Annotated in this window: 13 protein-coding genes; 4 read left to right on the top strand and 9 right to left on the bottom strand. The window is 51.6% G+C overall.

Annotation, left to right across the window (positions count from 1 at the left end):
- Positions 1–10: 10 nt before the first annotated feature.
- From HZS52_RS04320 to HZS52_RS04290, 7 genes are all read right to left on the bottom strand, one after another.
- Positions 11–988 carry a glycosyl transferase family 90 gene (locus HZS52_RS04320; protein ID WP_190374200.1) on the bottom strand — a complete coding sequence of 326 codons (978 nt, stop codon included), beginning with the start codon at positions 986–988 and terminating at the stop codon, positions 11–13.
- The gene (locus HZS52_RS04315; protein WP_041157465.1) at positions 988–2,025 is read right to left on the bottom strand and encodes a glycosyltransferase family 4 protein; all 1,038 of its coding nucleotides are present in this window, start codon (positions 2,023–2,025) and stop codon (positions 988–990) included. Before HZS52_RS04315 ends, HZS52_RS04320 begins: the two co-directional genes overlap by 1 nt.
- 3 nt (positions 2,026–2,028) lie before the next feature.
- Complete coding sequence (locus HZS52_RS04310) at positions 2,029–2,811, bottom strand: glycosyltransferase family 2 protein (RefSeq protein ID WP_138800894.1); 783 nt, start codon at positions 2,809–2,811, stop codon at positions 2,029–2,031.
- Positions 2,808–3,962, bottom strand: coding sequence for a glycosyltransferase (locus tag HZS52_RS04305; RefSeq protein WP_190374199.1), 1,155 nt, complete (start codon positions 3,960–3,962; stop codon positions 2,808–2,810). The genes HZS52_RS04310 and HZS52_RS04305 overlap by 4 nt, the downstream gene beginning before the upstream one ends.
- Entirely contained in the window at positions 3,959–4,903 is a 945-nt protein-coding gene (locus tag HZS52_RS04300; protein WP_190374198.1) for a glycosyltransferase family 8 protein, read from the bottom strand. Before HZS52_RS04300 ends, HZS52_RS04305 begins: the two co-directional genes overlap by 4 nt.
- Positions 4,900–6,273: an O-antigen ligase family protein gene (locus tag HZS52_RS04295; protein WP_009286370.1), complete on the bottom strand. Its 1,374-nt coding sequence runs from the start codon at positions 6,271–6,273 to the stop codon at positions 4,900–4,902. Before HZS52_RS04295 ends, HZS52_RS04300 begins: the two co-directional genes overlap by 4 nt.
- A gap of 102 nt (positions 6,274–6,375) precedes the next feature.
- Positions 6,376–7,095: a 3-deoxy-D-manno-octulosonic acid kinase gene (locus HZS52_RS04290; protein ID WP_190374197.1), complete on the bottom strand. Its 720-nt coding sequence runs from the start codon at positions 7,093–7,095 to the stop codon at positions 6,376–6,378.
- Between HZS52_RS04290 and HZS52_RS04285 the strand changes: the two genes are divergently transcribed.
- The 3 genes from HZS52_RS04285 to waaA are packed head-to-tail and all read left to right on the top strand — an operon-like array spanning position 7,094 to position 10,914.
- The gene (locus HZS52_RS04285) at positions 7,094–8,191 is read left to right on the top strand and encodes a glycosyltransferase family 9 protein (RefSeq protein ID WP_053856930.1); all 1,098 of its coding nucleotides are present in this window, start codon (positions 7,094–7,096) and stop codon (positions 8,189–8,191) included. The two genes, HZS52_RS04290 and HZS52_RS04285, sit on opposite strands and share 2 nt — an antisense overlap.
- Positions 8,181–9,611, top strand: coding sequence for a bifunctional D-glycero-beta-D-manno-heptose-7-phosphate kinase/D-glycero-beta-D-manno-heptose 1-phosphate adenylyltransferase HldE (gene hldE, locus HZS52_RS04280; RefSeq protein ID WP_190374196.1), 1,431 nt, complete (start codon positions 8,181–8,183; stop codon positions 9,609–9,611). The genes HZS52_RS04285 and hldE overlap by 11 nt, the downstream gene beginning before the upstream one ends.
- A gap of 10 nt (positions 9,612–9,621) precedes the next feature.
- Entirely contained in the window at positions 9,622–10,914 is a 1,293-nt protein-coding gene (gene waaA, locus HZS52_RS04275) for a lipid IV(A) 3-deoxy-D-manno-octulosonic acid transferase (RefSeq protein WP_190374195.1), read from the top strand.
- A gap of 23 nt (positions 10,915–10,937) precedes the next feature.
- Here the strand turns inward: waaA and rpiA are convergent, their stop codons facing one another.
- Complete coding sequence (gene rpiA / locus HZS52_RS04270; protein WP_027958479.1) at positions 10,938–11,612, bottom strand: ribose-5-phosphate isomerase RpiA; 675 nt, start codon at positions 11,610–11,612, stop codon at positions 10,938–10,940.
- 175 nt (positions 11,613–11,787) lie between these two features.
- On the opposite strand from rpiA, the gene ilvA reads away from it, so the two are divergent.
- A complete protein-coding gene (ilvA, locus tag HZS52_RS04265) occupies positions 11,788–13,302 on the top strand; it encodes a threonine ammonia-lyase, biosynthetic (protein WP_190374194.1) in 1,515 nt (504 codons plus the stop codon).
- 403 nt (positions 13,303–13,705) lie between these two features.
- Here ilvA and HZS52_RS04260 read toward each other — a convergent pair whose 3' ends face one another.
- Positions 13,706–14,362 (bottom strand): 5-formyltetrahydrofolate cyclo-ligase, encoded by a 657-nt coding sequence (locus tag HZS52_RS04260; protein WP_009286373.1) that lies wholly within the window; start codon positions 14,360–14,362, stop codon positions 13,706–13,708.
- Between the last annotated feature and the right edge of the window lie 13 nt (positions 14,363–14,375).

Raw genomic sequence — 14,375 nt, 5'->3', positions numbered from 1 at the left:
ATAACGGCTACTACGGGAGAAGTTGATGGGTGCGCTCGAAATATTTCTGCATAACCAAAAGACCCATCAAGCGTTCTTTATCAGCATTCATAAATTGAGCGAAGTAGCGGTTAGCATTACCGATAATTTTTTTTGCCGCCGCGGGGTTTTCAAGGTAATAGGTGACTTTCTCCTCAAGGTCTGAGTAATCATCTTTGAGCTGCACATAGTGATAGTCAGGTAACAAAGTGCCTTCCATAAACCATGTTTCAAAGCGCGGTTGTCGCATAAAACAGAGTGAATTAGAGGCCATTATCCATTTGAGATTCGTTGCAACATCTTTGCCTTCGATACTGAGTACGAACTTATATTTCAGTTGCTCCAGTACCGACATAAATTGGCTATGCCAGGGCTGACCTTGCGCATTTTTGTGAATATCGCCAACATTACATAGCGGGTGATCATAAAAGTCTCGAATGAATTGTCGCCGATGTTCTTGATGACAAGAACCACGCCATACCACAAGGTCAAGCTTGTCATCATAGCGGTGAGGATCTTTCACCGTGTAGTAATGACGAACACGGTTTAACTTAAGTAAAACTGAGTTTTGATTGTGGTCATTAATGGGCCGGCTTTTCACTAAGGTAGGTGCGTCTGGCACGGTAGTTACATCACCAAAGCGATGGCAGAAGCGTAGTTCAGGCGGAAAATAGCGCAACACACTGAGCAAATCCAAGTAATAAGTGCCGCTTTTCTCGCGTTTGAAACTAGATAAACTTATAGCCTCCTTAGGCAGTTCAACGTTGTTTTCCAGTTGATTACAGTAGTTAACTCGGAGAAGTAGCTGCTGCTGCTCCTCTTTTGACAATTGCTTTAATGAGCGAAGTAAATTTAATCTTTGCCGTTGCAGAAACGTACTGGGAATTAGGCGGTGAACGGTATGTTGCGCATAAAAGCCTAGTTTATGAAGATTTTTATGCGCTTTTGCAGAAGCTGCAAGCATAATCATTAACTCACTATTGTTTGATAGAGGTGCCAGTACGCTGCAGTCATTGACTGAGGGCTATAATGATCTAAACGTTCAGTGGCTCCTTGGGCCAATCGTTGCCGAAGAGCGGGATCCTGCCTTAATCGCATAATGTCGTTAGCCAGTGCATCGGCGTCGCCGGACGGTATCAGCAACCCCGTTTGTTCGTGCTTGACGATATCGGGTATGCCGCCAACCTTGGTAGCAATGACAGGAACGCCTAGCTGCATGACATCCAGCAGCACAGAGCCCAGGCCTTCATTGCGTGAAGGAAATGCAAACACATCCAGGCCAGCTAGATAGTCGGCAATATTGCTTTTAAATCCCAGCCAGGAAACATTGCTAAGTGACGAGGATTCTGCTTTTAGCGTTTCTGCATCTTCACCGTCACCTAGAAAAATAAACTGTATATCAGGCGCTTGATGCTCAAGCTTCTGCGCAGCCTGCAATAGCACTCGCTGACCTTTATGACGGTCAACCATGGCGCCTGCATGACCGACCAAAAATTTATCGGCAAAATCATTGCGAAAACTTTTGGTCGCCTCAGGCGAGGGCGTTAAGCGCGCATAGGCACTGGGTATCAAGGTAACGTCGCCACACTGATTGTCTTCCAGCAGACGCTTTATGACGTGGGAGAGGGCAACCCTGGCGGATGCTTGAGAGTAACACTGCTGATTAAACCACTTACGTTTGACGGGCGAGTCGACACGGCGTGTAATTAAATAGGGCGTGCCTTTTAAACGGTAGTGTAAGTAAGCCCAATGAACGCCTTTTGCATCGTGGGCATGTACCAGCTGTGTCCCGCCGAGATCAAAATGCCCCGCTAACTGGTGATTGGCTGCTTGAAAGTTGAGTCGCGCTACACTCTGCAGGTGCTGGCGCATGGGCGAGTCTCGACGGCAAACCAGCGTTTGTGCAATATCGTTTGGTGCATGCTCTGCTAACGTTTTAATTAATAACTCAGTTTGACGCTCTCCACCGCGAAAACCACGCGCCAAATTTACATGAGTAATATGCATCAATCACCAAACCTTATTAAAGTCTTCCGCTTCAAGCACTTTGGGATCGCGTTGATATTCGAGCAGCTTGGCATACTTTAAGTAGCTATTTAGCCCTGCGCTGATCGCAACGGTCATGCCATCTACTCCGCCCATGAAGCCTCGCTGAAATATATATTTGCGTACGAAGGCATTCAGGCCATGTGCAAACGGTGAAAAAGCGTTTGCCCGCTTCCCCTTTTGAAACATGATTTTGGCCGCACGACCGCTGAAGTTTCGCCCTGGCTTGGCAAATAACTGACCTAAGTTAGCAAAGGAGTAATGCACTATATCTGCGTTAAGTCGCTTGGGGTTGGCAGCCCCTATGCTGGCATGCTGTTTTACATCAGCAAAGCGAGCATGGTGCCGGTTGTAGAGCCGAATACAGTAATCGGGATACCAGCCACAGACTCTAATCCAGCGTGAGCCAATCATATTGCGGCGACGAAAGGCAAAGGCGTCATGCTCGGTTGCAGCTAGGTCTAGTTGTCCAATCGCTTCGACCATCTCCGGGGTTAGGCGTTCATCGGCGTCTAAGCTGAGCACCCAGTCGTACTTTACGTGCGCTAGCGCGATATTTTTTTGAACGCCGTCACCTAAATAGGCTTGTTGAACCACCTTGGCACCTAACTCACGCGCGATAGCGGTGGTGCGGTCCTGGCTGCCTGAATCCACCACAACGATGTCTTCACATACTTGGCGAGCGGAAGCAATACAGTCCGCAATATTGGCTTCTTCGTTAAAGGTAATAATATTAGCCGATATCATGAAGCAGGCATCTCTTGCAAAAAGGCAGTAGTAATGTGCGCTGGAGAAAAACGTTCCAGCCAACGTTCATCAATAGCATAGCCGTCAGCATCAAGAATGGCATCGACACGGGCTGCTAACGCCTCCGGTGTCATTTCACACAGATAAGCTTCCAGCTCACCGGTCATAATATCACGTACCCCGCCTGGGCAATCGACCGAGACAATAGGCGTTTGGCAGGCCAGCGCTTCAAGTAATACGATGCCAAGACCTTCGTGGGCAGAGCTCAAGATGAATAGGCGAGCATGATGCATCCAAGGGTAAGGGTTTAGTTGGCGACCGGTAAAAGTAACCCGTGCCGCAATACCCAGCTCAACGGCTAGCGCTTCCAGCTCTTTGCGCAGTGGCCCCTCGCCGACAATCACCAGCGGAAGCGTTGTGCGCATCTTGGCGTACGCCCGCAGTAGAAGGTGATGGTTTTTCTGCGGTACCAAGCGGGCTACATTGAGTAGATATGGAGAATTGGGCCGCTCTGGGAAGTCTTCGTACATAGCCTTTCGAATAGCCCCTAAAGGGCATGGATTGGTAATGGTTCTCAGCGAGGACGGTTTGACTTGTAGCGTCTGCATAGCAGTGGCGATTTGCTTTTCGACGCCGTGGGATACGGTTACTAAGTGTTTGTTATGAAACAGACAGCGTGCTTTTAGTCGCTCTAGCCAAGGGGCATGACTTCCGGTAGTTTTGACGATATTTTCCAGCACATAACAGGCGCGGGGGTCTTGGAAGGACCATACCGTTTCAAAGGTACCAATGCCGCGGAAAATAATCCGATCAAAAGCGCCATATTGGCGCTCAAGGCGACGTACTTCGCGACGAAAAAGTTTTCCACCCCACCAGCCTGATAATAAAAAATAGCTTTTCCTTAACACGCTATTGAGCAGGCGTGCTACCACCTCAATAATGCCACCCACACCCGATGTCCACATGGCACGAGACAGTGCGAAATGGTGAACTTTGACTTGCTCATTGCTTGGTTCTAACTGAGGGGGGCGCGGCTTAAAGTACATCAAATGGCTCTCATGGCCGTGTTCCGCAAAGGCGTCAGCAAGGTTTACCGCAACCCGTTCCATGCCACCAATTTTTAACGTACGCACGACAATCAATACCTTCATGTGGGCGAGTCCTTTTGGTGGGGCGGAAGTTGCATCACAGGGTGGCAATGCAATCGCTGGCGGCGCCGCCGATTCTTAAACCACGCCAGCATTTGCTTCAGACGTCGTTGCAAGGAAGGTCGAGTAGCTTGTACAGATGGCTGCCACGGTGTTAACGAAAGATAGTGCCGATACAAATAGGCAAGTGGGTGGCGGCTGTCGGCGTGCCATGGTTTACGTGCGCCAATAAAATGTATGATCGCGGGTTCACGGATAGCGTGTTCAAGTTCCTTCTGCCAATCAGCATAGTGAGCTGCTTTTTTTTCTACGGCCGGATAAGCGTACGGCTGCATATTCCAGCGCATGGGTAGTCGATACCAGTCTTGGAAAATGAGATTTAATGCGTCCTGATCGGGATAACTTAAGGTGTAATCGTGCTGCTTTAATATTTGCTCTACTTGATCTAGCACATTGCGAGCTTTCCATCCTTCTAGATCCACCAGAAGGACGCCGGAATTAAAATAGTGTTGATAACCAAGGCCCATTCTACTCTGCTCGGTTCCTTGTAGATTAGCCACACTAGCGATGGGAGCGCCCTGTATGTCGAATGCCAACAAATTGGCGATATCGTCTAGCACTACAAGGTCACAGTCTAAATAAATAACTTTCTGGCAGCTTGGTGGCAGCCAATTGTGCATGCCTAGGCGCAGCATGGCGGCAGGCCCAAAACGGCCCAATGTTAACTCGGGCCAGCGACTATTCTCAGCTTCAATGATCGTTAGCTCAGCAGGCAGTGTCGTAAACCAGTTGTGCAGCTTTTGATGAGTATTTGTAGATAGTTTGTATCCTAATATATAGAAATGCAGCGCCTCAGGTGTCTCGCTGTGACAAACGGTTGACGCTATCACGGCAGCGGCTTTATCTATATAAACCTCATCGGAGCACAGGACAATATTAATCATTTGCGATCCTTTTCTGATATAACAGAAGGTGTTGAACTGTTAGTGCGCAATGTGGGTTTCCATATATGGACGAGGCCGCCCGCCATAACAACATTAAACAGAAATACACCTGTCCAAAATATCAAATATGATTCAAAAAGATTAATCACACTCCAAAAACATAGAAAAGCATAGAGAAATAGCAGGACATCACCTGGCATATCCCCCCGCTTCCAAGCAAACCATGCGTTTGCTATAAACCACCCTAGTAGATAAAAGTAAGCAGCTAGACCTAACAAGCCATACTGTAGTGTGATTTCAAGATAGAGGTTATGTAGATGACCAAAATTTAAAGCTTGATAGTGTGCTTGATTATATTGGATGTTATCAAATAGATAATCAATTCCTTGCTCACCCCAGCCTAGCAAGGGGCGTTGGGCAATCATATCGATCGCGGCGCGCCAACTATATAGTCGCTCCCCTACACTAGAGCGTACTTCACTGGTTGATAGGGGAACAGAACTCCAGTCACCTCTCAGTAGTGCCTGAATGGTATCCAATTCTGCAGTAGCTCTTTCAATGACTAAAGAGCTATTGGTAATAATAAGAATCGCCAGGCATGCTGATAAAATAAAAAATATGAGTAGATATTTTTTTGAAAAACTTTTCCGATGCTCAATAAAGATTAAGAAAAGTGCCGTTAATAAGCCTGCTATCACACCCAGCCAAGTGGCGCGAGTTTGTGAAATGATAACGCCAGCTATAATGATAATAAAAGCGAGTACCCATAAACTTAGTTTGCCATAGTGTTGTAGAGGAGCCCTTAACAGCCGTGGTAAAAAAATAAGCAATCCAAGCAGTACTGTGCCGAAAAACATCGCTGAATGCTGAACGTTACGAATACCAAACCCAATGCGTTCGCCGAGAAAACCACGCTGAAAATCAGCGAGGCCATCGCCAGCGATCCATGGCGCCAATACGACAGCTGCGCTAGCAATACTCCAGAAAAGTAGCGTGTTCTGTGTGCTGCCAGCAAGCCACCATGCAAATATAATAAATACAAACAGTCGGGCAATGTGATCCAGTTTAGGGTAGTCACCTGCCAGATCAGGAAGTGCTAGTGTTAAAAAAAACCAATGACACACTGCTAATAGTAAGGCCCACCAAAACATATGAAAAACAGGGTGTTTCCATACTGGTGCGGCATAAATTTTAATGCTAATTAAACCAGAGACAGATAGTACTAATTTATTGAAGTCGCTAAAATCATCAAAGTGAGGCTTTGAAAAAACATAAAACAACGTAGTTAATACGCCTATCGCTATTAAGGGTAGGGGCGTTTTTCCAAAATAATGTGTTTCCCATAAGCCTGAAGGGATCTTTCTTAACATATACTCAGTTTCTCAGTTGTTTTCTGCATCTATGAAAAATTAATGTTCATTGGTGAACTGACAGGTATTTTAAAAGCTGTTTTAACGAGTCGCGATAAAAATTTAACTACAGTAGCCTTGTCGAATGCTGCCCATTAATTCTGAGCTGTGGGAGATGGCAGAAAACTTTCCTAGCGAGCGCTCTAAGCGAGCTAAATTCTTTTCCTGCCACTTTCCCGCCGCACGGAGGCGGCAGCGATCAAGGTCAATCAACCAAGGTGCGCTACTGGGGTCGATCAAAATATTGCGTGCGTTCAGGTCAACATGATCAAGCCCCGCTTGATGAAAGCGGTAAATCATAGCACCTACACGCTTTAACAACGCTTCATCCGCCAGATCGTCGGCGAGTAGCTCAGCGAATGCTTTGGCACCAGCAATGCGCACGGTAATCAACGCGGCTTCATACGTAAGCCCATAGCGAGTAACACAGCTTGCTACGGGGCGAGGTACCGGCAGCCCTTGCCCAAAAAGCGTGGCGGTTAAGCGCAGTTCACGAAATGCCCGGGTGCGCTCAGCGCCAGTCCATAGGTAGCGTTTCTCACTGAGTTTGGCCGCCATGCCCCCCCGGCAATAGGGCCTTAATACCCACTGCTCGGTCGGCGTTGCCTGTAAAAACAGACTGCTGCCCCGGCCTGGTGCTTCGCCCACAATTAATCCGCGCTCACGCCAGTAATCGCGCGTGAATAAGTCTGGATCAATTTGGTGTGTTCCCGGCCCGTCACATAAACTGTCTACATCATGTAAAATCAGCCAATTTCTCTGCCGGAGTGCCGCTAAGCGCATGAAGCCCTCTCTGCCTGTTCAGCCTAACCACATTGCCATTTTGCGCCTCTCCGCCCTAGGAGATGTGTGCAATCTCGTGCCCACGGTGCGGGCGTTGCAGCGCCAGTGGCCCGATGCGCGCATTACCTGGATTATCGGTAAGGGGGAGCACAGTCTACTGGCGGGGCTTTCCGGGGTCGAGTTCGTTGTTTACGACAAGTCGACAGGTATTGCCGGAATGCGCGCGTTATGGCGGCAGCTTGCCGATACGCGCTTCGATGTGTTGCTACATATGCAGCAGGCCATTCGGGCCAGCGTGCTGTCGCTTGGGCTGAAGGCCGACGTACGCGTGGGCTATGACAAGGCGCGTGCCAAAGATGCTCAGCACTGGTTCACCCAGCATCAGCTTGCGCCGCACCCCAATGCCCATGTGTTGGAGTCCTTTATGGACTTCGCCCGGGTGCTCGGGGTAGAGGATGACCGCTTAGCGTGGGATTTACCTGTGCCCGATACGGCACGTAATGAGGCTCAGGTGATCAGCGGTGAGACCCCTTACCTCGTCATTAACCCGTGTAGCAACGTTCGCCTGCGTAATTTTCGCAACTGGTCGGTAGAGGGCTACGCGAGCGTGATTGAACACGCTTGGGTGCAGCACGGTCTTAAAAGCGTATTGACCGGTGGCGGCAGTGCTCTGGAGCGTGAAATAGGCGAGCAAATTGAAGCACTCTGTCAGCCAGCCAGTGTCATTAACGCCATCGGCGGCACCTCATTGAAAGGGGTTTTAGCGCTGATCGATCAAGCCCAAGCGGTGATAGCGCCGGATACCGGCCCTATCCATATGGCCAATGCCATGGGAACGCCGGCATTGGGTCTTTATGCATCGACCAATCCCCAGCGTGCCGCACCCTATCTGTGGCGCGATTTTGCTGTCAACGCATACCCTGACGCGGTACGTACTTATCTGCATAAGTCGGTAGACGAGGTGAGCTGGGGCCAGCGGGTGCGTCACCCAAGCGCCATGATGCTGATTAAAGCAGACGACGTTATCGCTAAACTGGATACATTGCTGGCGCATACCGCTTTGACTGCCAGCGCAGGGAGCACCGATGAAGATTGATTTAACCGCGTTAGAACATGCCCGTGTACTGGTGGTCGGCGATGTCATGCTTGACCGCTATTGGCATGGAGGTACCTCGCGGATTTCCCCCGAAGCGCCTGTGCCAGTAGTTCGGGTAGAAGATGTTGAAGACCGCCCGGGCGGAGCGGCTAATGTGGCGCTGAACATTACCTCCCTGGGCGGCCACGCGGTGCTGGCGGGTGTGATCGGAGACGATGACAACGCGCAGATTCTACAAGCTAGTTTGATTGCTTCAGGTGTGAGTACTTACTTTCAACGTAGCGTTGAGATACCCACGATTACCAAGCTGCGTGTGATGAGTCGTAACCAGCAGTTGTTGCGCCTGGATTTCGAGCAGCGCTTGGACAGTGTCGATACCAGTGAGCTGGTGACTCAGGTAGAAAAGGTGCTCCCCGACTGCGACGTAGTGATCCTTTCCGACTACGGCAAAGGCACGCTGAACCAAGTGGAGAACCTGATAGCCAACGCAAGAGCTCAGGGCAAGCGCGTGCTAATCGATCCGAAAGGGCAGGATTTCAGCAAATACCGTGGGGCAAGTTTAATCACTCCCAATCTGACCGAATTTGAAGCCGTGGTGGGCCATTGTGCGTCCGATGCCGAGTTATCCCGACGGGGTGAAGCGCTACGTGCTGAGTTGGAGCTGGAAGCGTTGCTGATTACTCGCAGCGAAAAAGGCATGACGCTGATTCGTGAAGGGCATGCGCCGCTACACCTACCCACCCGCGCTCAGGAAGTTTTCGATGTAACAGGGGCAGGCGATACCGTTATTGGCTTAATGGGGCTAGCGCTAGCGGCAGGCCACGCCTTTCCCGAAGCAATGATGCTGGCTAATTTGGGGGCAGGGTTGGTAGTGGCCAAACCGGGCACGGCCACGCTCTCTATCGCCGAGCTCTACACTGCCTTACACGGCGATAAGCTGGCCGAGTTTGGGGTGATTGAACCGAATGTATTGATTGAGGCGGTGCGTGCTGCCCAGCTACGCGGTGAGCGGGTGGTCATGACCAACGGCTGCTTTGATATTTTGCATGCGGGCCACGTCGCTTACCTGGAGCAGGCCAAGCGCCTGGGTGACCGTTTAATCGTCGCGGTTAACGACGACGCCTCTATTGGTCGCCTGAAAGGGCCCAAACGTCCGATTAATCCGCTTAACCGGCGGATGCAGGTGTTGGCGGGGTTAGGGGCTGTCGATTGGGTTGTGCCGTTCAGTGATGACACCCCTCAGGCGCTGATCGAAGCGGTGCTACCCGATATTTTGGTCAAAGGTGGCGATTATCGTCCAGAAGATATCGCCGGGGGCGCGGCCGTTATCGCTAATGGTGGTGAGGTTAAAGTACTGGGCTTTGAAGATGGCGTTTCGACCTCGGCGATGATTAGTTCGATTCTAGATCGTGAACGCTAAGAAACCTCTGATGTCTTCACCTGCCTGGCCTCGGCTTGCCTACTCAGCGGCACTGTATGCGCTCTCACCGCTGATTGGCTGGCGCATATGGCGTGAGCAAGTACCCACTTACTCACGCCTTCAGCGGCTGGGTTTACGCCTCGAACCGCTGCCTTCCGCGCCACGTATTTGGCTGCACTGTGCCTCGGTGGGAGAAGTACGCGCTGCTCGACCGTTGATTGAGGGGCTACTAGCGCGTTATCCAACGCATAGCCTGCTGCTCACTACCATGACTGCGACAGGTGCTCAGCAGTCTCAAGCGCTTATTAGCGAGCAAACCCCAAGCGATCAAGCAAGGCTTACCCATCGCTTCCTACCGTTGGATTTTCCCGGTGCTGCCAGACGCTTTGTACGCAGCGTTCAGCCCGAACTTGCGATCCTGTTTGAAACCGAGCTGTGGCCCAACCTGATCCACGCCTGTCGCCAGCAGGGTGTGCCGGTGGCAGTGGTGAATGGTCGCCTATCGCCCCGCGCCTTTAAGCGCTACCAACGCCTGCGCCCGCTAATGGCCAGCACGCTCGCCAATATTAGCTGGCTAGCCGCAAAATCACCGGCAGATGCCGAACGCTTTAATGCCCTTGGCTGCGGCACGGATATTACACGCATCGTTGGTTCGCTGAAATTTGAAATAGCTTGCCAAGATAAGGTGTCTGAAGAGAGTGAGCGCTTACTTCAAGAATGGGAAGGGCGTCCGGTTTGGGTAGCGGGCTCCACCCGAGACGGCGAAGAAGCAGTGGTGCTTCAAGCCCATCGTCAGCTACTTAGGCGCTATCCGAACGCGTTGCTGGTGCTGGTGCCCCGTCACCCCCAGCGCTTTGAAGAGGTGGCTAAGCTCTGCCAAACAGAAAGCTGGACACTAAGCCGCCGCAGCCTACAGCAGCCTGCCACAAAGAAAACTCAGGTTTACCTGGGGGATACGCTCGGTGAACTGGCCGTTCTTTATGCAGCAGGTCGTGTGGCCTTTGTGGGGGGCAGCCTAGTGCCGTTGGGCGGGCACAATGTGCTTGAACCAGCGGCGCTCGGTAGGCCGGTGCTTAGCGGTTCCTCAATTGAGAACTTCGCCGATGTCGCTGAACCGCTTCAAGCGGCAGGTGCGCTAACGCTGGTCGATAGCTCGGATGCCCTGGCAGATGCCTTGGCGGACTACTTTGCTAACCCTGAGCGCGCCCAACAGGCTGGGCGCGCTGGCCGCGCGGTGATTGAGACGCAAAAAGGCGCACTTGATCGCACCCTGACAGGATTGGCGTCGTTACTGTCTCGTTAGCCAGTGCCTGTATCGAAGAATCTTTATTTAAGCGCTATGCGCTCCACACCATCTTCTTTGCCCAGCAGCAGAACATCGGCGCCGCGGGCGGCAAACAAGCCATTGGTCACCACACCGACGATAGCGTTGATACGCGCCTCCATGGCTACCGGGTCTTCGATCATAAATTCAAAGCAGTCGATGATTTGGTTGCCATTGTCGGTGACTACCCCCTGGCGATAAACCGGCTCGGCACCAAGCGCTACCAGCTCGCGGGCGACATAGGAGCGAGCCATGGGGATGACTTCTACCGGTAGCGGAAAATGACCTAGCTGAGGCACGTACTTTGAACCGTCGGCAATGCAGATAAAGCGTTCGGCACAGGCAGCCACGATTTTCTCGCGGGTAAGCGCAGCACCGCCGCCTTTAATCATATGTAAGTTAGCATTTACTTCGTCTGCACCGTCGATGTAAAAAGGAACTGTGCCAACGCTATTGAGCTCAAAAACTTCAATGCCCAGTTTTTCAAGGCGCTCGGCACTTGCCTTAGAGCTCGCCACCGCGCCTTTAAAGTGATGGCGCAGGGGCCCCAGGCGATCAATAAACAGGTTAGCCGTGGAGCCGGTGCCAATGCCTAAGATGGTATCCTTTTCCAACTGAGATTTAATTTCTGCAATGGCGGCGTCCGCCACGGCGGCCTTTAATTCATCCTGGTTCATAGCTTGGTTCATAAATAGCCTTGTGAGTCAGAGGAGAGTTAGAGAAAAGAGGTAGTGGCGTTAGTATAACGGCCTAAACGTTGCCTGCCGATGGAAACGCGGCTAGACGCCGCTATACGTAATCTGCTACCAATAAAAGCTTTGTCCGTTCACGTTCTTCCCTTGGGATACCCGCATGCTCGAAGCAACCGTCAAAAAGATCCTCCAAGCCCGCGTTTATGAAGCCGCTTGTGAGACCCCGATTTCCCCTGCACCCTTTTTGTCGCGTCGTTTCAACAACCAGATTTTGATTAAGCGCGAAGATCTACAGCCGGTGTTTTCGTTCAAAATCCGTGGCGCTTATAACAAAATGGCGCAGCTCACCCAGGATCAAAAAGATAAAGGCGTGATTGCCGCCTCCGCCGGTAACCATGCTCAAGGGCTGGCCATGGCCGCGAAGCTGATGGGTGTCAAAGCCGTCATTGTGATGCCGCGTATTACCCCCGATATCAAAGTGCAGGCGGTGCGCGCCCGGGGCGCCAAGGTCATCCTCAAAGGGGATGCCTTCGCTGCTGCAGCCGAGCATGCTCAAGAGCTGATCAAAGAGCACGGTTACACCTATATTCCGCCGTTTGACGATATTGATGTGGTGGCCGGTCAAGGCACCATCGGCGTGGAAATTCTGCGCCAACACGCTGGGCGCTTAGACGCCATCTTCGTGCCGGTTGGCGGCGGTGGTTTGATCGCCGGTGTCGCGGCCTATGTGAAGTACCTCCGCCCGGATATCAAAGTAATCGGTGTCGAAGCCGAAGACAGCGCCTGCCTCAAAGCCGCCTTAGAGGCGGGTGAGCGTGTGGTGCTCGAGCAAGTGGGTGTATTTGCCGAAGGCGTCGCGGTGGCACAAATTGGCGAGGTGCCGTTTTCGTTGATCAAAGATCTGATTGACGGCGTTATCACCGTCAATACCGATGAAATGTGTGCAGCGGTGAAAGATATTTTTGAAGATACCCGTGCCGTGGCGGAAACCTCTGGCGCGCTCTCGCTGGCAGGGCTAAAAAAATACGTGCAGCAGACCGGTGTCGAAGGCGAGACGCTGCTGTGCATTAACTCAGGCGCCAATACCAATTTTGATCGCCTACAGCACATTGCCGAGCGCACGGAGCTAGGCGAGCAGCGTGAAGCGATCCTGGCGGTGACCATTGCCGAGAAACCCGGCAGCTTTAAGAAGTTTTGCCGCACGCTAGGCAAGCGCATGGTAACCGAGTTTAGCTATCGCTACGCTGACAGCAGTGAAGCGCATATCTATGTGGGCGTGCAGGTTAAGCCCGGTGGTGAAGATCGACAGGCAGTGATCGACAAGCTGCGTGAGAGTGGCTATCAAGTAGAAGACTTGACCGACAATGAGCTGGCGAAACTGCATATTCGTCACCTAAGTGGTGGCCGCCCCAGCGAACGTTTCGAAGAAGAGGTATACCGTTTTGAGTTCCCCGAGCGCCCCGGTGCGCTGATGAACTTTTTGACGCAGTTACCACACGACTGGAACATCTCGCTATTTCATTATCGCAACCATGGCGCTGCCTACGGCCGAGTGTTGGTGGGAATGCAAGTCCCAAACGGTGACCGTACTCATGTGGCAGAGTACTTAGACGCCATCGGCTACCGTTACTGGCGTGAAAGCGATAATCCGGCCTACCGATTATTTATGGCTTAGCGCTGCCCTGCGGTAAGCATAAGACGTGCGTAAATAGTTGTGTGTAAGTGGTTGCTTACCTTTAACGTCAGAGCTGCTAGTAACATAACGTAACTTAATCCTCAGAAATGAGGCTAAAAAAGGTCGCTAAACTAGTTGTCAACGATGGCCTAATAGCCCTATAGTCGTGAACGAAATTAAGCAAATCTGCCACCCTTTTGAAACCGTAAAGTGTGGTGGATTTAGCACATTCGGCAACGGTAAAGGTGTTGGAGAAGCGGCATGCGGCGGAAGAAGCCTGATATGGTAATGGCGTTGATGGTGGTATTTGCATTAGGAGTGCTGGCTACCGGCTATGCGCAGGCGTTGTCGGGAAGCTAATTCCCCGCAAGGTGACAGATAGCAGACGAGAGGGGCTGATCCTTTATGGGGTCAGCCCTTTTTTATGGCCAGTTTTTAAGGACAGCGATTGCCGACGAACGTAGCCTTGGTCACTGACCACCACCTGTAAAGGCACATCCCATGGCTCCACAGGCAGAGAAGCCACCTGTTGGCAGGCATGGGCGACGCCAATCAAAGTAGGCGATGGGCCGGGGCGGTGCATGAACGCTAAGCTGCGGTCGTAAAATCCACCCCCCATGCCCATGCGGTTTGCATTAGCATCAAATCCGACTAGCGGCACAATCAGCGTATCTAGCGCCCAAGTGGGCAGCCGATTACGCCGCTGGGCACTGAATCTCACGTCAGGCTCCCAAATACCAAAACGGTTTTTTATCATTGGGGTGTCAGGACGGTAGGCAACAAACCACAGGCGGTTAGCGCTAAACGGACGTAAAACCGGGAGATAAATATTGACGTTACGCTGACGTAGCCAGGGAATAAGCGGGGTAGGATCGATTTCGCCGTTGACAGGCAGATAAAGACTTAAGCGCCGTGCGCGGCGTATTTCAGGCAGGGTTTTCAATCGTTGGCACAAGCGCTGTGCCGCAAGGCGTTGCTCATGCTCAGAAAGGGCTCGGCGTTGGTGACGTAAAGAGCGGCGGAGCGCGCGCTTATCGTCGTCCAGATAGAGGCTTTCCATGCAGATATTCTTT

The sequence above is a fragment of the Vreelandella titanicae genome, from assembly GCF_014697095.1.
GTDB classification, from domain to species: domain Bacteria; phylum Pseudomonadota; class Gammaproteobacteria; order Pseudomonadales; family Halomonadaceae; genus Vreelandella; species Vreelandella titanicae.
The sequence above is the reverse complement of the archived record's forward strand: the minus strand, read 5'-3'. Positions and strand labels throughout refer to the sequence as shown.